The sequence below is a fragment of the Arthrobacter globiformis genome, from assembly GCF_046536215.2.
GTDB classification, from domain to species: domain Bacteria; phylum Actinomycetota; class Actinomycetes; order Actinomycetales; family Micrococcaceae; genus Arthrobacter; species Arthrobacter globiformis_E.
The window spans coordinates 1,072,317-1,092,412 of record NZ_CM143421.1 but is presented as its reverse complement, the minus strand read 5'-3'; the positions used below and the strand labels follow the sequence as shown (position 1 = coordinate 1,092,412).

Annotated in this window: 19 protein-coding genes; 12 read left to right on the top strand and 7 right to left on the bottom strand. The window is 68.2% G+C overall.

The genetic code is table 11. The features are described from left to right. Nucleotides 1-19: 19 nt before the first annotated feature. The gene (locus R5O87_RS04980) at nucleotides 20-250 is read right to left on the bottom strand and encodes a zinc-ribbon domain-containing protein (RefSeq protein WP_410557523.1); all 231 of its coding nucleotides are present in this window, start codon (nucleotides 248-250) and stop codon (nucleotides 20-22) included. 86 nt (nucleotides 251-336) lie between these two features. Between R5O87_RS04980 and R5O87_RS04975 the strand changes: the two genes are divergently transcribed. Further along, nucleotides 337-1,326: a GNAT family N-acetyltransferase gene (locus tag R5O87_RS04975; protein ID WP_410557522.1), complete on the top strand. Its 990-nt coding sequence runs from the start codon at nucleotides 337-339 to the stop codon at nucleotides 1,324-1,326. Nucleotides 1,327-1,345: 19 nt separating this feature from the next. Here the strand turns inward: R5O87_RS04975 and R5O87_RS04970 are convergent, their stop codons facing one another. Beyond that, nucleotides 1,346-1,864: a DinB family protein gene (locus R5O87_RS04970; RefSeq protein ID WP_410557521.1), complete on the bottom strand. Its 519-nt coding sequence runs from the start codon at nucleotides 1,862-1,864 to the stop codon at nucleotides 1,346-1,348. A 9-nt stretch (nucleotides 1,865-1,873) separates the two neighbouring features. Next, a complete protein-coding gene (locus R5O87_RS04965; protein ID WP_410557520.1) occupies nucleotides 1,874-4,387 on the bottom strand; it encodes a DNA gyrase/topoisomerase IV subunit A in 2,514 nt (837 codons plus the stop codon). Nucleotides 4,388-4,443: 56 nt separating this feature from the next. On the opposite strand from R5O87_RS04965, the gene R5O87_RS04960 reads away from it, so the two are divergent. The 4 genes from R5O87_RS04960 (at nucleotide 4,444) to R5O87_RS04945 (ending at nucleotide 9,950) form a co-directional block, all read left to right on the top strand. After that, on the top strand, nucleotides 4,444-7,134 hold the full coding sequence (locus R5O87_RS04960; protein WP_410557519.1) for a bifunctional acetate--CoA ligase family protein/GNAT family N-acetyltransferase: 2,691 nt from the start codon (nucleotides 4,444-4,446) through the stop codon (nucleotides 7,132-7,134). A gap of 78 nt (nucleotides 7,135-7,212) precedes the next feature. Further along, on the top strand, nucleotides 7,213-7,953 hold the full coding sequence (locus R5O87_RS04955) for a DUF5998 family protein (RefSeq protein WP_410557517.1): 741 nt from the start codon (nucleotides 7,213-7,215) through the stop codon (nucleotides 7,951-7,953). Nucleotide 7,954: 1 nt separating this feature from the next. Further along, nucleotides 7,955-9,238 carry an alkaline phosphatase family protein gene (locus R5O87_RS04950; RefSeq protein ID WP_410557516.1) on the top strand — a complete coding sequence of 428 codons (1,284 nt, stop codon included), beginning with the start codon at nucleotides 7,955-7,957 and terminating at the stop codon, nucleotides 9,236-9,238. Next, nucleotides 9,231-9,950 (top strand): thymidine kinase, encoded by a 720-nt coding sequence (locus tag R5O87_RS04945; RefSeq protein WP_410557514.1) that lies wholly within the window; start codon nucleotides 9,231-9,233, stop codon nucleotides 9,948-9,950. The genes R5O87_RS04950 and R5O87_RS04945 overlap by 8 nt, the downstream gene beginning before the upstream one ends. A gap of 4 nt (nucleotides 9,951-9,954) precedes the next feature. On the opposite strand, the gene sepH is transcribed toward R5O87_RS04945, so the two are convergent. Further along, on the bottom strand, nucleotides 9,955-11,583 hold the full coding sequence (sepH, locus tag R5O87_RS04940; protein WP_410557513.1) for a septation protein SepH: 1,629 nt from the start codon (nucleotides 11,581-11,583) through the stop codon (nucleotides 9,955-9,957). Between the two features lie 257 nt (nucleotides 11,584-11,840). Here sepH and R5O87_RS04935 point away from each other — a divergent pair, with 257 nt between their 5' ends. Continuing rightward, a complete protein-coding gene (locus R5O87_RS04935) occupies nucleotides 11,841-12,140 on the top strand; it encodes a DUF4193 domain-containing protein (protein ID WP_306922384.1) in 300 nt (99 codons plus the stop codon). Nucleotides 12,141-12,165: 25 nt separating this feature from the next. Here R5O87_RS04935 and R5O87_RS04930 read toward each other — a convergent pair whose 3' ends face one another. Further along, complete coding sequence (locus R5O87_RS04930; RefSeq protein WP_410557512.1) at nucleotides 12,166-12,654, bottom strand: DUF3093 domain-containing protein; 489 nt, start codon at nucleotides 12,652-12,654, stop codon at nucleotides 12,166-12,168. A gap of 77 nt (nucleotides 12,655-12,731) precedes the next feature. Between R5O87_RS04930 and dut the strand changes: the two genes are divergently transcribed. The 4 genes from dut to R5O87_RS04910 all read left to right on the top strand — a co-directional run bounded on the left by dut (nucleotide 12,732) and on the right by R5O87_RS04910 (nucleotide 15,133). Beyond that, entirely contained in the window at nucleotides 12,732-13,277 is a 546-nt protein-coding gene (dut, locus tag R5O87_RS04925; protein ID WP_410557511.1) for a dUTP diphosphatase, read from the top strand. Nucleotides 13,278-13,351: 74 nt separating this feature from the next. Further along, on the top strand, nucleotides 13,352-14,059 hold the full coding sequence (locus R5O87_RS04920; RefSeq protein ID WP_410557510.1) for a DUF3710 domain-containing protein: 708 nt from the start codon (nucleotides 13,352-13,354) through the stop codon (nucleotides 14,057-14,059). Next, entirely contained in the window at nucleotides 14,052-14,381 is a 330-nt protein-coding gene (locus tag R5O87_RS04915; RefSeq protein WP_410557509.1) for a single stranded DNA-binding domain-containing protein, read from the top strand. The genes R5O87_RS04920 and R5O87_RS04915 overlap by 8 nt, the downstream gene beginning before the upstream one ends. Continuing rightward, a complete protein-coding gene (locus R5O87_RS04910; RefSeq protein ID WP_410557508.1) occupies nucleotides 14,378-15,133 on the top strand; it encodes a DUF3159 domain-containing protein in 756 nt (251 codons plus the stop codon). The genes R5O87_RS04915 and R5O87_RS04910 overlap by 4 nt, the downstream gene beginning before the upstream one ends. Here R5O87_RS04910 and R5O87_RS04905 read toward each other — a convergent pair. Together R5O87_RS04905 and R5O87_RS04900 are read right to left on the bottom strand one after the other, a co-directional pair. Next, nucleotides 15,103-15,936, bottom strand: a complete 834-nt coding sequence (locus R5O87_RS04905; protein ID WP_410557506.1) for a potassium channel family protein — start codon at nucleotides 15,934-15,936, stop codon at nucleotides 15,103-15,105. The genes R5O87_RS04910 and R5O87_RS04905 overlap by 31 nt on opposite strands. Next, nucleotides 15,937-16,608, bottom strand: a complete 672-nt coding sequence (locus R5O87_RS04900) for a potassium channel family protein (RefSeq protein WP_410557505.1) — start codon at nucleotides 16,606-16,608, stop codon at nucleotides 15,937-15,939. A gap of 94 nt (nucleotides 16,609-16,702) precedes the next feature. On the opposite strand from R5O87_RS04900, the gene R5O87_RS04895 reads away from it, so the two are divergent. Both R5O87_RS04895 and R5O87_RS04890 read left to right on the top strand, forming a co-directional pair. Next, a complete protein-coding gene (locus tag R5O87_RS04895; protein ID WP_410557504.1) occupies nucleotides 16,703-18,679 on the top strand; it encodes an APC family permease in 1,977 nt (658 codons plus the stop codon). Beyond that, nucleotides 18,676-20,049, top strand: coding sequence for a class I SAM-dependent RNA methyltransferase (locus R5O87_RS04890; protein WP_410557502.1), 1,374 nt, complete (start codon nucleotides 18,676-18,678; stop codon nucleotides 20,047-20,049). The genes R5O87_RS04895 and R5O87_RS04890 overlap by 4 nt, the downstream gene beginning before the upstream one ends. Nucleotides 20,050-20,096: the final 47 nt, after the last annotated feature.

Below are 20,096 nucleotides of genomic sequence, written 5' to 3'. Positions count from 1 at the left end.
GCCTGGCCAACCGGACGGGCTAGCCGAGCAGTGCCTGCTTCTGGCGCCCGTTGACCACCGACGAGGCGCCGCAGTTCGAGCAGGTGATCCGGTAGGAGCGTGAGGTCGTGAAAACCGGGATGAAGAACAGCGTGAACTTGGTGGCGCGTTCCTCGAGGTGCTGGTGGCTGAACACGCGGCAGTACTGGCAGGTGGCAGACCGGCCCGGAAGCAGCTTCTGAACGGTCTTGAATCCGAAGAGGATGAGCATCAGTTGCCTTTCTGGGCCTGGAGACCCGCCCGGTCATGCCCAGCCTACGGCTTCCTGCCGCTCTTGCGGACGGCTAGCCTGTTCCCATGACGCTCAATCACGCCCCCGCCGTCGACTTCCCGGACCTGCGGTGGCGGTCCATATCGGAAGGGGACCTGGACGCGTGGGCCGAGCTGATCGCCCGGACGGCAGCCGTCGAGCAGCCGGTCTGGTTTGAACGGCGGGCGGACCTGGAACAGATCATGGAGTCCAAGAACAACCCCATCGGGCCCAACACGGTACTTGGCCTGGACTCCGGCGGCGTTCCCCGGGCGTACGCGCGCCTGACAAAGAACAAGGACGGGGAGAAGGCCAACGGATTCTGTGCTGTGGACCCGCAGTGGCAGCGCCGCGGCGTGGGCTCGGCCCTCCTGTCGTGGCTGGAGGCACGGACCAGGCAGCGGTTCGCGGAGGATCACAGCGCCGGGCCGGCCCCGCGGCTGCGGATCTTCATCGAACAGAAGCAGCAGCACCAGTGCGCGCTCCTGCAGGAGTCCGGGTATGAGGTGGTCCGCTACTACAACGAGATGCACCGGCCGCTGTCGCAGCCGCTGCCCAGGGTGCCACTGGACCACGGACTGGAACTGGTCCCGATGGAACCAGGGCTGAGCGAAGCGGTGCGTCTGGCGCACAACCAGATCTTCGCCGACCACTGGGGCAGCGAACCGAGGGACGAGGAAGGCTGGGGCTACGTGGTCAACGACCCCCTGGCCCGGCCCGACCTCAGCGCCGTCGTGCTGGCAAGCAGTACCGGCGAGGTGGTCGGCTACCAGCTGGCCAGCCACGACCCGGACACCGCCGTGACGCGCGGGTTCACCGAGGGCTACACGGACCTGCTCGGTGTCCGCCGGGAATACCGGGGTCGCGGCATCGCACAGGCGCTCCTGGCCGATGCCATGCGGCGTTTCGCCGCCGCAGGGATGGACAAGGCGTCACTGGATGTGGACTCCGAGAATCCCACCGGTGCCATGGCGCTCTACCGCAAGATGGGATATGCCCCGGTCAACACCAGCCTGGCCTGGGACAAGGTCCTGTAGCCGCGGCGGACGCGGGGCGTCAGCCGTCCACGTCCGCCAGGTGGTGGACGACGTCGTGCAGGAAATACTGCGCGAGCGTCAGGACGGTGAACTCCGAGCCGTTGCTGCGCAGCCCGGTCCGGCCCCACTGCGACTCCTGCACCCGGGCGAAGGAGGCTGCCACCTGCTCACCCTCCGTGGTGAGCTCGGCGCTCACCACGGCAGGGTCGGCGTTCGCGTAGTCGCTGTCCACGGCGGTCTGGTCCTGGTCCCAGTTCTCAAACTTCGCGTCGTCCTCGGTGAGCATCAGGTTGAGGCGGCGGTCGAAGAGGTTGAACACGTCCCGGACATGGCAGGCGTACTCCAGCGCGGACCAGGTGCTGCTGTCCGGCCGCTCGGTGGCGTCCGGCCGCCGGAGCACTGCCCGCCAGCGTGGCAGCATGTTTTCGACGCTGCCGGGTACCGTTGACGGCGTGACGGTGGACGCGTCGAAGCCGCACTGTGTGCAGGGGCGGGACAGGACCCAGGTCCAGTCCTTTTCATCCGGAACGATAGGCATGGCAGTAGTCTAGGCGGATTCCGGCCACGCCATGCTCGGGCCGATCACGTCCACGGCCTGGGAAAGCGGAATGCCCGAACCGTCGCGCCGGCCGTGCTCCTGGGGCAGCGAGCGGGCCACTCCTGCCAACGACGATGCCTTCGCCGGGCCGTGGCCGGCCCACGCCAGCAGCAGCGTGTCCTCGCCCTTCAGGAAGCGGTGCGCCCGGACCCCGGCGGTGGCACGCCCCTTGGCCGGGTATTCGGCGAAGGCTGTCACCTTGGCGGCCCCGGGGGCGGTTCCCGGCAGGGCACCTTCCGTGCCGGAAATGGTGACGACGACGGCGGCCTCGTCGCCGGGGGCGACCGCACCGAAGAACACCACCTGGTCGCCGGCGGCGAGTTTGATGCCCGCCATGCCGCCGGCCGTCCGGCCCTGCGGACGGACGACGGCGGCACTGAAGCGCAGCAGCTGTGCCTGCCGCGTCAGGAACACGAGGTCGGTGTCGTCGGACCCTGCCGGCGCAACGCCCACCACGGTGTCCTTGTCCTTCAGCGTGATCACTTCCCAGTCCTCGCGGTTCAGGGGGTAGTCCGGCTGCACCCGTTTGACCACGCCCTGCGCCGTGCCGAGCGCCAGCACCTCATCGAGCGGGGCGAACGCCACGAGGGACTCGCCCTTCAGGAGTGTGATGAAGTCCTTGGCCGGAACGCCGCCGGCGAGGTTCGGCAGCCCCGAGACCGGCGGGAGAACGGGCATGTCCATCACCTGGATCCTCAGCATTCGCCCCTGGGAGGTGACGGCGGCAATCTCGCCCCGGGCCGACGTCTTGATCACCGAGCGGAACACGTCGTGCTTGGAGCGCGGCCCCGTCTCGGCCAGGCTGTCCTGGTTGGCGGTCCGGGCAATCTGGCCGGAGGCAGTGAGGATCGCCCAGCACGGATCATCCGCAATCTCGAGGGCGAGGGGAGCGGGCTTGCCCCTTACTGCCTTACCTTCGACACCGGCGGCGCTGGCCACCGTGGGGGCCACAGCCTCGGATTCCAGCAGCACCGTCCGCCGCGGCGTTCCGTACTTCTCGGCGATCTCGCCCAGTTCTCCGGACACGAGTTCCCGCAGCAGCTGATCGGATTCGAGGATGGCCTCCAGCTCGGCAATCTCCTTGCGAAGCTCATCCTGCTCCTTCTCCAGCTCGATCCTGCTGTACTTGGTCAGCTGGCGGAGCCGCAGCTCAAGGATGTAATTGGCCTGGATCTCGGAGAGGTCGTAGATGGACATTAGCCGCTCGCGGGCCGCGGAGGCCTCGTCCGAGGACCGGATGATCTGGATGACCTCGTCGATGTCCACAATGGCGATGAGCAGGCCCTCCACCAAGTGGAGGCGGTCCTTTTTCTTGCCAAGCCGGAACACGGTCCGGCGCCGCACCACCGAGATGCGGTGGTCCACATAAACGGTGAGCAGCTGCAGGAGGCCCAGCGTCTGCGGCTGCCCCTCCACGAGGGTGACGTTGTTGATGCCGAAGGAATCCTCCATCGGCGAGTAGCGGTAGAGCTGCTGGAGCACGGCGTTCGGGTTGAAGCCGTTCTTCAGCTCGATGACCAGCCGCAGGCCGTGCTTGCGGTCGGTCAGGTCCACGACGTCGCTGATCCCCGCCAGCTTCTTGCTGTTGACGGCGTCCTTGATCTTCTCGATCACCTTTTCCGGGCCCACCATGTACGGCAGCTCGGTGACCACGAGGCCGGTCCGGCGGGCGGAGAGCTGCTCCACCTCCACCTTGGCGCGGGTCTTGAACGAGCCGCGGCCCGTGGCGTAGGCGTCCCGGATGCCGTCCAGGCCCACGATGCGCCCGCCGGTGGGCAGGTCGGGGCCGGGGACGAACCGCATGATGTCTTCCAGCGTGGCGTCCGGGTTGGCAATGAGGTGCCGCGCGGCGGCGATGACTTCCACCAGGTTGTGCGGGGCCATGTTCGTGGCCATGCCCACCGCGATGCCGGTGGTGCCGTTGACCAGCAGATTGGGGAACGCTGCGGGCAGGACCTCCGGCTGGGTGAGCTGGTTGTCGTAGTTGGGGACGAAGTCCACCACGTTCTCGTCGAGGTGGTCCGTCATGGTGAGCGCCGCCGCCGCCAGGCGGGCCTCGGTGTACCGCGGTGCCGCCGGGCCGTCGTCGAGCGAGCCGAAGTTGCCGTGGCCGTCGATCAGGGGGAGCCGCAGCGAGAAGTCCTGGGCCATGCGCACCATGGCGTCGTAGATGGCGGTGTCGCCGTGCGGGTGGAGCTTGCCCATCACCTCGCCCACCACGCGGGCGCTCTTGACGTGGCCCCGGTCGGGGCGGAGGCCCATGTCGCTCATCATGTAAAGGATGCGCCGCTGGACGGGCTTCAGGCCGTCGCGGGCGTCGGGCAGTGCCCGGGAGTAGATGACCGAGTACGCGTACTCCAGGAAGGAGCCTTCCATCTCGGAAGTCACGTCGATATCAACGATGTTTTCGGTGTAGTCCTGGACTGTTTCCCCTGCGGGGGTGCGTGTTTGGCGGCGTGCCATGGGGCTGGTGGATCCTTTTTGGGGTGCACTTTGGGAGGTTTAGCTAGGCTAAGCCTATGGTGGATCAGCCCGGGGACGGCGAATATCCGGAATATTGGGAGGCCGATGTCGTTCTGAGGGACGGCGGCACAGCGCATTTGCGGCCCATCCATCCCACCGACGCGGACGCCGTGCAGACCTTCCACACGCGGCAGTCGCAGAACTCCATCTACATGCGGTTCTTCGCCTTCAAGGAGCGGCTCTCCAGCCGGGAACTCAAGCGTTTCACCGAGGTGGACTACCGGGACCGGGTGGCCTTCGTGATCACCATCGGCGGGGACATCATCGGCATTGGCCGGTACGACCGGCTGGACGACCCCGCCGAGGCCGAGGTCGCCTTCAACATCGCCGACGCGCACCAGGGCCGCGGCATCGGCTCGATCCTGCTGGAACACCTCGCCGCGGCAGCCCGCGAAAACGGGATCCGCAGGTTCAGCGCCGAGGTCCTGCCTGAGAACCGCAAGATGCTCATGGTCTTCTCCGATGCCGGCTACGACGTCAAACGCCATTTCGACGACGGCGTGGTGAGCCTGGAGTTCAACATCGACCCCACGGACAAATCACGCGCCGTGATGGAAGCCCGGGAGCACCGCGCGGAGGCGAGGAGCGTGCAGGACCTGCTGGCGCCGTCGTCCGTGGCGGTGATCGGGGCCAGCCGCAGGTGGGGGACCGTGGGGTACCAGCTCCTGGAACACATCATCGAAGGCGGCTTTACCGGCCCCGTCTACGCCATCAACCCCGAAGCCTTTGAGCTGGCCGGCATGCTGTCCTTCGGCAAGCTCTCGGATGTGCCCGGGCCGGTGCAGCTGGCGATCGTAGCGGTGCCCTACGAGGAAGTCACCAAGGTGGTGGACGAGTGCGCGGCTGCCGGCGTGAAGGGGGTCCTGGTGGCCTCGGCAGGATTTACCGAGGACGGCGAGCGGGGCCTTGCCCGGCAGCGCGAGCTGGTGCGGCAGGCACGGGCCAACGGGATGCGGGTCATCGGACCGGCCTCGCTGGGTATTGTGAACACCAACTCCGCGGTGTCGTTGAACGCCTCCATGGCACCCAGCCTCGCCCGCGGCGGCGGCCTGGGGCTGTTCAGCCAGTCCGCGGCCATCGGGGTGGCGCTGTATGCGGCTTCCAGCCGGCGCCGCGCCGGCATCTCCACCTTCCTGTCGGCCGGCAACCGGGCCGACGTATCCGGCAACGACATGATGCAGTTCTGGGAGGACGACGCCGACACCACCGCCGTGGGCCTGTATCTGGAGTCGATCGGCAACCCGCGCAAATTCTCCCGCATCGCCCGGCGGCTGGCGCGGACCAAGCCGGTCATCGTGGCCAAGTCCACCTCCATGGGGCTGCAGCTGCCGCCCGGCCACGCCGTGCGCACCACCCAGGCTCCCGCCGATGCGCTGGACTCGATGATGCGCCAGGCGGGCGTGATCCGGGTGGAGACCATCGAACAGCTGATGGACGTGGCCCAGATCGTCTCCGCCCAGCCGCTCCCCAAGGGGGCAGGGGTGGCGGTCTTCAGCAACTCCGGGGCCTTGGGGAAGGTGGTGGCGGACAGCGCCGTCTCCCACGGCCTGGGCGTTGAGGAGCTCGTGACGGAGCTGGACCTGGACGCCGGCCTGTCCCGTGCCCTGCCCGCCCTGCGGGACCGGCTCCGCGGGGTTCTGGCCAAGGAGGCAGTCCACGCCGCAGTGGTCGCCTTCCTTCCGGCCCGCGGCCTGACCGTGGAACAGATTGCCGGGGCGCTCGCTGAATCGTCCGCCGAGGCCGGCAAGCCCGTGGTGGCGGCCTTCACCGGCATCCTCGATCCGTCGGTGTACGTGGAAGGCATGGTGGGGGAGGGCTCAGGCACGGCCCCGGTGCCGTGCTACTCGAACCCCGGGGCAGCCGTCGCCGCCCTGTCCGCCGTGGTGCGGTACGCCGAATGGGCGGAACGGGACCAGGGCCTCTTCGTGGATCCGGACGGGTGCGATCCCGACGCCGCCCACGCCGACCTCGAGAACCTGCTGGCGGACGTCCGCGGCGAGCAGCTCAAGCAGCTCGGGCCGCGGGACGCGGCCCGCCTGCTGGCGCATTACGGAATCCGGGTCATGCCCTCGGCAGGCTTCGACTCGGAGGACCAGGCCGTGGAGGCTGCCGGCAGGCTGGGCTGGCCCGTGGCGCTGAAGACCACTGATCCCACGCTGCGCCACCGCCTGGATTTGGGCGGCGTGCGGCTGGATATCCAGGACGCGGACTCCCTCCGGCTGAATATCCTCCAGATGCGCCGGGCGCTGGAGCCCTACGGTTCGGCGTCGCTGGAAGTCCAGACCATGGCCCCGGTGGGCCAGGCCTGCACACTGCGCGCCATCGAGGACCCCCTGCTGGGACCCGTGGTGTCCTTCGGACTGGCCGGCGACGCCGTCAACCTGCTGGACGACTGGGCCCACCGGGCGCCGCCGCTCTCAGCCGCCGACCTTCGGGACCTCATCCGCAGCCCGCGCGCGTCCCGGAAGCTGTTCGGTTACCAGGGGCTGCCCGCCGTCGATGTTCCTGCGCTCGAGGACGTGGCCTCGCGGCTGGCACGGCTCAAGGACGCCCACCCGGAGATCGCCCTGGTGGAGTTCAATCCCGTCCTCGCCACTCCGCAGGGGGCGTTCATCCTGGCCGCCGATGTGCGGATCGGCAACGCGGCGCAGCGCACCGACAGTGCGCGGCGGGCCCTGCGGAGCTAGGCCCCGGGCGCAGCTGCAGGGCAGGCGATGCCGGCCTATTGGTTAGCGTGTGCCACACCGATCTGTGAAAATGGGGAAATGAGCTCCCAGCCTCCCACCTCGAAGCCTCAAGCGCCCGACCACAGCCCGCAGGCTTTCCACCACAGCTCGCACAACCACAGCGTGCAGGGCCAGAGCCTCGAAGGCGCGCTGCAGCAGGCCGGTTTTTACCCCCTGCTGGTGGCCGACGTGGTGGATGACGCCCTCGACGGCCGGGACTGCCTCGCCCATCTGGTCCACCTCGAGACGCACTTCGACCGCGCCGAGGTCCGCCGCCACATTACCGTCCTGGTCCTCACCGAGGACATGCTGGTGATCACGCACGTTGACGATCAGCAGCTCGACGAAGCCGGCGAGCAGATCGTGGCGCAGATCTCCACCGAATCCGTCCCCGTGGCGCAGATCCGCTCGGTGGTGCTGAGCTACATGTACGCCCAGCCGCAGAACTACAAGCCTTCGGACCCGGTCCGCGAGGTCACCCTCTCCATTGCCTGGTCAGGCGGCCAGCGCCTGGACATGGGCCCGGCCAGCTGCGGCGACCCGCAGTGCGAGGCCGATCATGGCTACAGCGGCACCATCGCCCAGGAGGACATCGTCCTGCGCATCAGCGCCGAAGCGGACGGCCTGCAGGCGGTCCAGGACGCCAAGCTTTTTGCCCGTGCCCTGCGTGCGGTGAACACGGGATCGCCCACCCCGGTGCGCCATTCGCCGTCCGCCACCCACCCGCGTCCCCGCATGGGCGTTTTTGCCAACCGGCTCAGCCGCGGGCACAAGCGCTGAGATGCAGGAACAGCACAACCACTCTTCAGACTCCGCAACACGAACTCCGGAACCCGGGCTCGCCGTAAGCAGCCTGCCGGCCGCACCGGCCTACGGCAGCCGTTCAGTGGCCGAGGTGCTGGGCAGCGCGGCAGCCAGCCTCGGCGTGCCGGGCTTCGAGAACGCCCTGGGCCTCCCGCAGGCCAAGCGCGTGTGCGTGGTTCTGGCCGACGGGCTGGGACGCAGCCTGCTCAAGCAGAAGGCGGCGCACACGCCCTTCCTCCGTGGCGTCCTCCAGCAGGGCCAGGGGGCCGTGCCCGTCTGGCTGGATTCCGCTTTTCCTTCCACCACCGCTGCTTCCCTGGCCAGCCTGGGCACGGGGCTCGCTCCCGGCCAGCACGGACTGGTGGGATATGACGTCCTGGATCCGGACCAGGACAAGGTGGTCAACATGCTCGGCAACTGGGATGCCGCCGTGGACCCGCAGCAGTGGCAGCCGTTCCCCACCGTCTTCGAACGTGCCTCCGAACACGTGGCGGTCACCACCGTCAGCCTGCCGCAGTTCGGCGGCTCGCCCATGACCCAGGCGGCGCTGCGCGGCGGCACCTTCGTCTCCGGCACCACCTCGCACGCCCGCACCGCGGCGGCAGCCGAGGCCATGGCCGGCGCGGACTCAGCCCTCATGTACTTCTACGTCAACGACCTGGACAAGGCCGGCCACCGGTACGGCGCGCAGTCACCGCAGTGGGAGCACCAGCTCGAGGAACTGGACGCCACGGTCAAGCGACTGGACGCGTCCCTCCCGGCCGGAACCACAGTGCTGGTCACGGCGGACCACGGCATGCTGGACGTGCCGGAGTCTCAGCGCCTCGACTACGCTGCGGACGCCGCCCTGGTGGACGGCGTCCGGCACACCGCCGGGGAACCGCGCATGGTGCACCTGTACCTGGAGGACGACGCCGGCGATGCCGCGAAGGAACGGCTGCTGGCGGCCTGGCGCGCCCGCTTCGGAGAGCGGATCTGGGCGTTCACCCGGGAGGAAGCTGTAGCTGCAGGGCTCTTCGGAACCGTGCGGCCCGAGGTGACGGGACGGGTGGGCGATGTGATGGTGGCAGCCAGGGACGCGCTGGCGTTCTACGACACGCGCCGCGTCCGCCCGACGGCGATGGAGGTGGTGGGCCAGCACGGCTCCCTGACCAAGGCCGAACGCGAGGTCCCGCTGCTCAGTTTCCAGGCGTCCGGCAGGACCTCTTCGGGTAAGGCAGCGTCCGGCAGGACTGCAGGCCGCCGGGGAACCCGTGGCTGAGCTGGTCTTCTTCTCCGGAACCATGGACTCCGGCAAGTCCACCCTTGCGCTTCAGATGGACTACAACCACCGTGCACGCGGCCGCGGCGGGGTGAGGTTCAGCCGCAACGACCGCGCCGGCGACTCCCGGATCTCCAGCCGCCTCGGACTGCAGGCCGAGGCCGTGGAAGTCGTGGACACCACGGACTTCTGGGACGAGGTGGTGCACCGCCGAACCCAGGGGATCCGCGTGGACTACCTCATCTGCGACGAGGCACAGTTCTACTCAGCCGCCCAAGTGGAGCAGCTGGCACGCGTGGTGGACGAAATCGACGTCGACGTCTTTGCCTTCGGCATCACCGCAGACTTCCGGACCCGGCTGTTCCCGGGTTCGCAGCGCCTGATTGAGCTTGCGGACCGCGTCCAGGTCCTGCAGGTTGAAGCGCTGTGCTGGTGCGGCCGGCGCGCCACCCACAACGCCAGGACGGTCGACGGCGTGATGGTCACCGAAGGTGCGCAGGTGGTGGTCGGCGATGTGGACATGGCCATTGATCCCGCGGCCGGCGGTTCAGACACTGATGCAGGCCATGTGCCCGTGGTGGGTTACGAAACGCTGTGCCGGAGACACTTCATGCGGCGGGTCACCGCCCATGGCGCCAGCATCATCGCCCAGCAGGAGGAGCTGCTCCCGTTCGAGGTGGACGCCTGCCTGTGGCACGGCGCCGGCAGTTAGTTTCTTAGTCGCCCCGAGTGCCGAAGACGATTTCGTCCCAGCTGGGAACACTGGAACGCTTCGGCCGGGACGGCTGGCGTTCCGGCTCGTCCCGGTCCTGATCGGCGCGGGACGGGCCCTGGCCGGGCTGCTGCCGCGTGCCGTCCACACGGCCTCCCTCCACGCGGTTTCCCTCGAAGCGGTTTCCTTCAAAACGACGGCGGGCATTGCCGCCGCCCAGGAGTTCGTCCAGGCCCGGGTTGGCGGGCGACGGGCGGCCGGTGACCGGGCCGGGAGAGTGCGCTGCCGGTGATTTCGGCTCGCCGGGCTTGGCCGGACCCGGGTTGCCGGAAGCGCTGGTGCGACCGGGCACGATGGTGATTTCGCGCGTGTTGGTGCTGACGCCGTCGTGAAGCTTCAGCGACTCATCGTCCGGGTCCTCATGCCGGGGGACCAGGTTGAGGCGGGAAACCATCGAAGGCCGGCCGTCACGGCGCCGGGCCAGAGTGAACTCTGCCGCCGGTGCCTCGGGCGTTCTGTCGTCGTCGTTCTCCTCAGGTTCCGCCTCCGGATCCTGTTCCGCACCGTCCTGTATCGAATGAACATCCTGTGTTGAATGAACGTCCTGTGTTGAATGAATGTCGCGGGCTGAATCCACGTCCTGGGCCGAATGAACGTCCTGGGCGGAGTCATCGAAATCTTCTGACTGCCAGGAACCGTCGGCGGGCGATTCGGACGCAGTGTCTGCAGGTGCTTCGTCTGCCCGCGGGTGGGCGGCCGGGACACCGTTGGCGAGCAGCAGCGCCAGGGCGTCGTCGCTGTCCTCATCCACGCCAAGCCGCTGGCCGCGCCGCGAACGCAGCATGTCCAGCAGGCCGTCCGGATCCCGCTGCTGCTCCGTGCTATTAGCGATGCCGGGGCCGTTGCCAATGCCGGGGCTGTTGCGGACGCCGCCCCGGGCCGCTGCCTCCGCGTCGGTCTCGAAGTCGAATGGCCTGTCGGACACGGCGGAGAGCCGGCGGGCGGGCACAGGTCCGTCCAACGGCTCGAGCTCACTGAGCTGCTGGGCCCAGCGGTTCGCGTTCTGCAGGGACTTGCGCGTGGGGTTGAACGTCCACATCGCGGGAGGTTCTTCACCGATGCTCGCGTGGCCGCCGGGGGCGGCTTCAAACTTGGCCACCACGGTCCAGGTGCCGTCCGGCCGGCGCCATGAGTCCCATTCCAGCGTCGTGGACTGGATGCCGTGGGCGGTGAGCCGGTGGGCCACCATGTCGCCCAGGGTGGCGGGGCTGTCACCGAAGGCCGACCGGTAAACGTCGTGTCCCGGGGCGGGGGAGGCGACCTCCACTTTCTGGGCCTGCTGGGCGATGTAGGCGCGTTCGGCCAGGACCGGCCCTTCGTAGCGCTCGACCTTTTCCTGCGGCATGCCGCAGGCAGCGGCAACCTCGGCAGCCGTTGAGCCGCTGCGGATTTTCGCCTGGATGTCGCGGGGAGACAGGGGAACGGGGGCAACCGCGGACGGGCGCACGGAAGGCCGGCTGGCAGCCAGCCTGAGCGCCTCATTGATCGGCAGCCGGAACATTGCGCCGGCGGTACCGCTTAACAGGAGATGCTCCCCGTCGTCGTGGACGCCTACAAGCCGTAGATCCTGCATACAATCCTCCACCCTGGCATTACTATCATTCGAAACTCTGCCACCCCGCACTGTCTTTTCCCGTTAGGGCAGAGGGCGCGCCGCGAATTTCGGGGAGTTTCCGGTGGCTGGCGGCGGCCGGGGACGCGGTGCTTCCGGCTATGGCTTTTCCGTGCGGCGTGGAGAAAAATGTCCGCGTAACGGGCACAAACCAGGTTCGTCCGGCGTTGTCCCGGATGAATCATTCGAGCGATTCGATGGAGTGTGAGCAGCAGGCCATGGCGACTGATTATGATGCGCCGCGGAAGTCCGAGGAGGACCTCAACGAGGACTCGATTGAGGAGCTGAAGACCCGCCGTGCCGAGAAGCCCACGGCAGTGGTGGAGGAGGACGAGTCCGACCTTGCCGAAGGCTATGAGCTGCCCGGAGCCGACCTGTCCGGCGAGGAGCTGCTGGTACGTGTCCTGCCCGCCCAGGCCGACGAGTTCACGTGTGCCTCGTGCTTCCTGGTCCGGCACCGCTCCCAGATCGCGCGGGAAAAGAACGGGCTGCTCTATTGCCGCGACTGCGAGGGCTAGCCGCGCCGGTGAACGGTGGTTGGGGCTACTCGCCCTTGAGCGCAGCGACCAGTTCCTCCGGCCGGCGCGTGGAGGTCAGCCAGTAGGGCGTGGGGTCTGACGGGTCGGCGATCTCGATCCTGACCACCGGATCAATCCACCCCCGGATGCACAGATAGGCCAAGCCGTTCAGACGCGTCCCGCGCTCCGCCGTCGCTTCCTTGCCGCGGTACGCCGCTGCCCCGCCGACCAGGCTGCGTTCGATGCTCGCCCGGCCCACCTGCAGGGTCCGCGTGGTCACCGTCACTGACGGCGTGGACAGGAACAGCAGCACAGCCTCAATGGCGAACAGCACGGCGGCTGCCGTGAAGCCCGCCGCCAGGCTGATGGGCGCGAAGACCAGGATGCCTGCCGATGCGATGCCCACCGCGACCACCCAGATCCACGCGCCAGGCCACAGCTTCTCGGAGAAAACTACGGTTTCGTCCGGTGAGGAAGGGTTGCGGGCAGGAACGGCAGCGCTTGATTCGGGCATGCCCTCAAGCTTAGTGGCCAGCGGGAGGGCCTACTGCAATAGGAGGAGTCAGAGTGCGGGCGATAGAGTGTGGGACTGTGACTGACGAATCAACGGCCATGACATCCCTCGCCCAGCAGGTTCCGGCGACTGCCGCTGTGCAGCCGCCCAGGGCGGAGTTCGGAGCACCCACGGTGCAGGTGCAGCTGAAAATGCTCGACGACGGCCTGGAAGCGCCGTCGTACGCCCACCCCGGTGATGCCGGGGCCGACCTGCGGGCACGCGAGGACGTGGTGCTCGAGCCGGGCGAGCGGCGCCTGGTCCCCACCGGTGTAGCAATCGCCCTGCCGGACGGTTTTGTCGCCCTCATCCACCCCCGTTCGGGCCTCGCCACCAAGCACGGACTCACGGTGGTCAACGCACCCGGAACTGTCGACGCCGGTTACCGCGGGGAGATCGCGGTAACGCTGCTCAACACCGACCGCGAGCAGGCCATTGAACTGCGGCGCGGCGATAGAATTGCACAGATGGTGATCCAGCGCGTGGAGCACGCGCAGTTCGTCGCCGTGGGGGAGCTGAACGACTCTGTCCGCGGTGCCGGCGGGTTCGGCTCCACTGGCGGGTTCGCCGTTCCGGGCACGTAGCGGCAAATCAACGGCTGGGCCGCGCACCCGCATTTTCGGGGCGCGCGACACGATCACAACTAAGGAGACAACGCATGGTTTTTGGGCGGGGCAAGAAAGCCAAGAGGCAGGAATCGGCAGAGCCGGAGGACGTCCAGGAAACCCCGGATGCGGCCGAGAGTGCTGCGGACGACCGCCGGGCCAACGGCCCCTTCGACGTCTCCGAGATCAGCAGCCGCGACGGCTATGTGGACCTCGGTGCCCTGCTCATCGCCCCGCGCGACGGTCTTCAGCTTCGGCTTGAAGTCGAGGAAGCGACCCAGCGCGTTGTCGCCGTCACCATGGACCTCGAGGGGTCAAGCCTGCAGCTGCAGGCGTTTGCCGCACCCCGCTCCGAAGGGCTCTGGGACGAGATCCGGGAGCAGATCGGCCAGTCCGTCGGCGGCCAGGGCGGCCAGGTTGAAGAGATCCCGGGGGACTACGGCGTCGAACTCGTGGCCAAGCTCCCGGCCGGTGCGCCGGACGGAAGCCAGGGCTACCGCGTCGCCCGTTTCGTCGGCGTCGATGGTCCCCGCTGGTTCCTCCGCGGCGTTTTCGGCGGCGAGGCCGCGCTGGACCGTGAAGCGGCCGCCGGCCTCGAGGACCTGTTCCGGAAGATCGTGGTCATCCGGGGCGAGAACCCCATGCCGCCGAGGGACCTCCTGCAGCTGCGCCTGCCCAAGGACGCTGCCGGACCTGCGGCTCCTGCGGCGCCGGACCTCCAGCAGCCCGAGCGCGGGCCGGAGATCACCCAGATTGGTTGATGCAGGCGGCCCGCAGGACCAGGCGGTACCCATCCGCGGGCTGCCGGAGCGCGGGCGCGCCCTGTGCCACGGATTTATCGAGTCGGTGACCTACGCGCCCCCCTCAGAGGTGGCAGCCTTCACGGCCATCGTCTCGGACCATGACACCCTGCCCGCGGAGCGGCGCGGGCGGCTCCGCGTCATCTGGCTGGGCCGCCGCCGCATTCCTGGGATCGACGCCGGGACGGAACTCAAGCTCGAAGGCATGCTCACCGAAAGGGAAGGCATGCCCACCATGTTCAACCCCCGCTACGAGATACTGTCCCGCCAGGAGAACCAATGACTTTGCCTGAGAACCCCGATTCGGGACCGGGCCGCGAAGAACCCAAGCCCACGCCCGAGACCCCGGGCTTTGCCGGGCTGGCCGAGGACTACGCTTCCAAGGCCGGGCTGCACCGCACGCACGATGGCCGCATCGACGTCCTGAAGAGCGCCGGCGGCTACCAGGGAATCGCCGAGAGCATCCTGCCTGGCCTGGTCTTCCTGGTCGCCTTCACCGCCACCACCGCGCTGACCCCGTCACTGATCGCCGCACTGGGCACCGCCGCCGTCTTCACGGTGGTCCGCCTCGTGCAGCGCCGGCCGCTGACCCAGGCGCTGGCCGGCGTCGTGGGCGTGGGCATCTCAGCCTGGCTCGCCAACACCACGGGAAAGGCCGAGGACTTCTACCTTCCGGGATTCCTGACCAACTCGGCCTACATCGTGGCGATGGTCATCTCCATCGCCGTGCGCTGGCCGATCGCCGGCCTGCTGTTCGGGTTCATCCGGAACGAGGGCCTGGACTGGCGCAAGGATCCGGCCCGCGTCCGCGCCTACCGGCTGGGCACCTGGATCATCGTCGGCGTGCTGGCGCTGCGCCTGCTGGTGCAGGTTCCCCTGTACCTGATGGGCCCGGACGGGCTGGCAGCACTGGCCACCACACGGCTCATCATGGGTGCACCGCTGTACATCCTCGGCGTGTGGATCGCCTGGCTCGTCACGCGGCCAGCGGCAACGCCTGACGGTCAGCCGTCGAAGCCGTCGTCATCCAGCTGATCTGCGGCTGCCGGCGCCCCAACGGCGGCCGCTCCAGCCTGGGCCGGGCTGCCGGACTCCTGCTGTTCGCCGGACTGCTGCCCCTCAGCTGAGCTGCGGCCTTCACCGGAGCCGTGCCCCTCACCCGATCCCCGCCCCTCACCGGAGCCGGGTGACAGCAGCTCGCGCAGCTGGTCTTCGGCCGCGATGGTGGTGACGAAGAACAGTTCGTCGCCGCCGTCGATGACGTCGTCGCGGCTGGGCGTGATCGGTGCCTGGTCCCGCAGGATGGCCACGAGGGTGGAGTCCTCCGGCCAGTCGATGGCACCCACCGTCAGCCCGATGGCGTGGGAGTCATGCGGGACCGTGAATTCAACGAGGGATGACACGCCTGTCTGCAGCGTCAGCAGCCGGACGAGGTCGCCGATCTCCACCGCTTCCTCCACCAGTGCCGTCATAAGCTGCGGCGTGTTCACCGCAACGTCCACGCCCCAGGAGTCGTTGAACATCCAGTCGTTCTTCGGGTTGTTCACCCGCCCCACGGTGCGCCCGATGCCGAACTCGGTCTTGGCCAGCAGCGAGACGACGAGATTGACCTTGTCGTCGCCGGTGGCGGAAACCACCACGTCGGCGTCCTCAAGCTTGGCGTCCTGCAGGGTGCTCAGTTCGCACGCGTCGCCCACCAGCCAGTGCGCCCCGCGCAGGCCGCTGCGCCCGATCACTTCCGGCTTGAGGTCAATGAGCAGGATCTCGTGCTTGTGGGACAGCAGCTCACGGGCAATCGAGGAGCCGACGCTTCCGGCCCCGACGATGACGACTTTCACTTAGGACTCCTTGGCGGGTGCTTTGGCGAGGATGTGGGCGACTTCGGACGTGCGGTCCACCCGCAGCATGGCATGCACCGTGTCGCCGTCCTGGTAGGAGGTGCCCGCGGCGGGCAGCATCCCCTCGCCGAACCGGGTCAGGTAGGCGACCCGGACGTCGGCCACCTTTTCGATGGAGGAGACCGGATGCCCCACCCATTCCGGGTGCAGGTCGAGTTCGGCCAGCACGAGGCGGCCGGACGGGTCGCGGTAGTCCCCGGCAAGGTGCTGTTCGGGAAGGATACGGCGCAGGACCTGGTCGGCGCTCCAGCGCACCGCGGCCACCGTGGGGATACCCAGGCGCTGGTAGATCTCCGCCCGGCCGGGATCGTAGATGCGGGCCACCACGTGCGGCACGTGGAACGTCTCGCGCGCCACCCTGGTGGCCAGGATGTTGGAGTTGTCGCCGCTGGACACGGCCGCAAAGGCATAGGCGTCCGCAACGCCGGCCTGCTTCAGGGTGTCGCGGTCAAAGCCGACGCCGGTGACTTTCCGGCCGGTGAAGCCCGAGCGGAGGCGGCGGAAGGCGCGGTCGTCCTGGTCGATGATGGCCACCGAATGGCCCGCATCCTCGAGCGTGTGCGCCAACGTGGCCCCAACGCGTCCACAACCCATGATCACGAAGTGCGCCACGCGTTCTCTCCTCAACTCTCGCCGACTGCTCCGTACGACTCTACCGCCGGAAACCTGCCATGACATCGCGTGCGAATCAGACTAGCTTTGTGTGGTGCTGACAATTCTGAATGCCGTTAAGCGCGTGCTGGTGGGAAGGCCCTTCCGGAACGACAGGATGGCCCACACCCTTCTGCCGAAGAGGATCGCGCTTCCCATCTTCGCCTCGGATGCATTGTCCTCCGTGGCCTACGCCCCCGATGAGATTCTCCTCACGCTGGCACTGGCCGGCGTGAGCGCGGTGGCCATTTCCCCGCTTGTCGGCCTCGCCGTCATGGTGGTCCTGCTCACGGTGGTGGCGTCCTACCGGCAGAACGTCCACGCCTACCCGTCCGGCGGCGGTGACTACGAGATCGCCAACGAGAACCTTGGCAAGTACGCTGGGCTGACGGTGGCGTCCGCTTTGCTGGTGGACTACGTCCTGACCGTCGCCGTGTCCATGTCCTCTGCGGCGACCTACCTCACCACAGCCATCCCGTCGCTTCATGGACAGCAGGCCCTGATCGCCACCATCGGCGTGGTGATCCTGGCGCTCGTCAACCTGCGCGGCATCAAGGAAGCCGGCAGCGTCTTCGCGGTGCCCACCTACATCTTCATGGCCTCCATCTTGGGCATGACCGTGGTAGGAATCTTCCAGGCCGTGACCGGCGAGCTCGGCCAGGCGCCGTCGGCTGCGTTCACGATTGTCCCCTCACCCGATTTCGACCAGGGCCTCGTGGGTCTCGCAGGGGCGTTCCTGCTGCTGCGCGCCTTTTCCTCCGGTGCCGCCGCCCTGACCGGTGTGGAAGCCATCAGCAACGGCGTGCCGAACTTCCAGAAGCCCAAGAGCAAAAACGCGGCCACCACGCTGCTGCTGCTCGGCATCATCGCTTCGGCCATGCTGGCAGGCATCATCTACCTGGCCAACGCCACCAAGGTGCACATCGTGCTGGACCCGGCCACCGAGTTCCTGCTCAACGGGCAGCCGCTGCCCGAGGGCTATATCCAGAACCCGGCCATCAGCCAGATTGCCCAGACCATCTTCGGCGCCGGGTCCATTCCGTTCTACATCGTGGTCGCGGCCACCGGCGTCATCCTGGTGTTTGCCTCCAACACGGCCTTCAACGGCTTCCCGGTGCTGGGCTCCATCCTCGCCCAGGACGGCTACCTGCCCCGGCAGCTGCGCACCCGCGGCGACAGGCTGGCGTTCAGCAACGGCGTGCTTGCCCTCGCCGCCGGGGCACTGGTGCTCATCCTGTCCTTCAACGCGGATGTGACCAAGCTCATCCAGCTGTATATCGTCGGTGTTTTCATCTCCTTCACGGCAAGCCAGCTGGGCATGGTCCGGCACTGGGGCCGGGAGCTGAAACTGGCCAAGGACAAGGCCGTCAAACGCCGGATGCTGAAGTCGCGCACCATCAACATGATCGGCTTTGGCATGACCGCCCTGGTGCTGGCCATCGTGCTCATCACCAAGTTCGAACAGGGCGCCTGGATTGCCCTGCTCGCCATGTTCATCCTGTTCCTCATCATGTGGAGCATCCGCGCCCATTACGACAACGTGGCCAAGGAGCTGGCGGTCGACGAGGACTCCTCGCCGCGCGCGTTGCCCACCCGCGTGCATGCCGTGCTGCTGGTGTCCCATGTCCGCAAGCCCGTGCTCCGCGCGCTGGCCTATGCGCGTGCGTCCCGGCCGTCCCGGCTGGACGCCATCACCGTGGACATCAACGCCGAGGAAACAGCGCACACCCTCGCCGACTGGGAGAAACTGGAGATCCCGGTTCCGCTGACCATCCTCGCCAGTCCCTACCGCGAGACGGTCACGCCGATCATGGACTACATCAAGAATATGCGCCGCGACTCGCCCCGGGACCTCATCGTGGTCTACATCCCCGAGTACGTGGTGGGTAAATGGTGGGAGCAGCTGGTGCACAACCAGACAGCCCTCCGCATCAAGACCCGGCTCCACTTTGAGCCGGGTGTCATGGTTGCCAGCGTTCCCTGGCAGCTCAAATCATCCGAAGAAGCCAAGAGACTGCAGGACATTCAATGAGCCCGGACACCCAGACCACCTCCACCGGACTCGAACTGGTGGTCGACGTCGGCCCCGTGGCCCACGGCGGACACTGCGTGGCCCGGCACGAGGGCCGCGTGGTCTTCGTCCGCCACGGCATCCCGGGGGAGCGGGTGCGGGTCCGGCTCACCGACGCCGGTGAGAAGGCCAAGTTCTGGCGCGCCGACGTTGTGGAAGTCCTGGACGCCTCGCCGGACCGGGTGCCGCACTTCTGGCGGACCGCCGACTCTGCCGGCTCCTGGGCGCACGGGCGCCCGCCGGTCGGCGGCGCCGAACTCGGCCACATATCACTGCCGCGCCAGCGGAGCCTCAAGTCCGAGGTGCTGGCCGAACAGCTCAGGCGGCTGGCCGCCGTCGAGCTTTCCCCGGACGTTGAAGCGGTGGGAGCGGCAAACGCCCCAACGGATGCCGGGTTAAAGCACGACGGCGGGGCCGGACTTGGGTGGCGCACGCGCGCGAGCTTTGGGGTCACCCAGAGCGGCCGGCTCGGCATGCACGCGCACCGCTCCGACCAGGTGATCCCGGTGCAGGAGATGCCGCTGGCCGTCGACGGGATCAACGCCCTGCGGCTGTGGGACGTGGACCTGCAGGGCATCGAGCGGGTGGAGGTGGCCGCACCCGCCAACGGCTCGCGGCCGCTGGTGCTGCTCGCCCCGGCCCCCGGAACGCGCGCCAAACGGCTGAACTCCATCCTGTCCCAGCTTCCGGCGGACGTGTCCGTGGCCAGCTACGATCCCCTCAAAAACGAGACGCTGCAGCTCCGCGGCCGGACCTGGGTACAGGAATCCGCGGCCGGCCACGACTACCGGGTCACGGGCGCGGGCTTCTGGCAGATCCACCGCGACGCGCCGGAAACCCTGGTGGGTGCCGTGACCGGATTCCTGCACGACGGCGGGTTCCTGGAACCCGGCGCCGCGGTGGCGGACCTCTACGCCGGCGCCGGCCTGTTCACGGCCCCGCTGGCCGACGCGGTGGGGGAGACCGGGTCCGTGCTGTCGGTGGAGGGTGCGCCCGGCACCAGCCGGGACGCGCGGAAAAACCTGCACGGTGCACCGCAGGTGGAGATTGTGCAGGGCAAGGTGGAGCGCGTGCTCCGCCAGCGGCCGCGCCAGTTCGACGCCCTCATTCTCGATCCGCCGCGCGCCGGCGCGGGCAAGGCCGTGGTCAGCCAGCTGATCGCCTCAAACCCGCGTGCCATTGCCTACGTTTCCTGCGACCCGTCGTCGTTCGCACGCGATATTGGGTACTTCCAGCAGGGCGGCTGGCAGCTGTCCGGTCTGCGCGCCTTCGACCTGTACCCGCACACGCATCACCTGGAGACCGTCGCACTGCTGACTCCCCGCGGGTGATGCCACTACTATGGGCGATGTAGCCCCCGTCGCGCCCGTGTACCCGG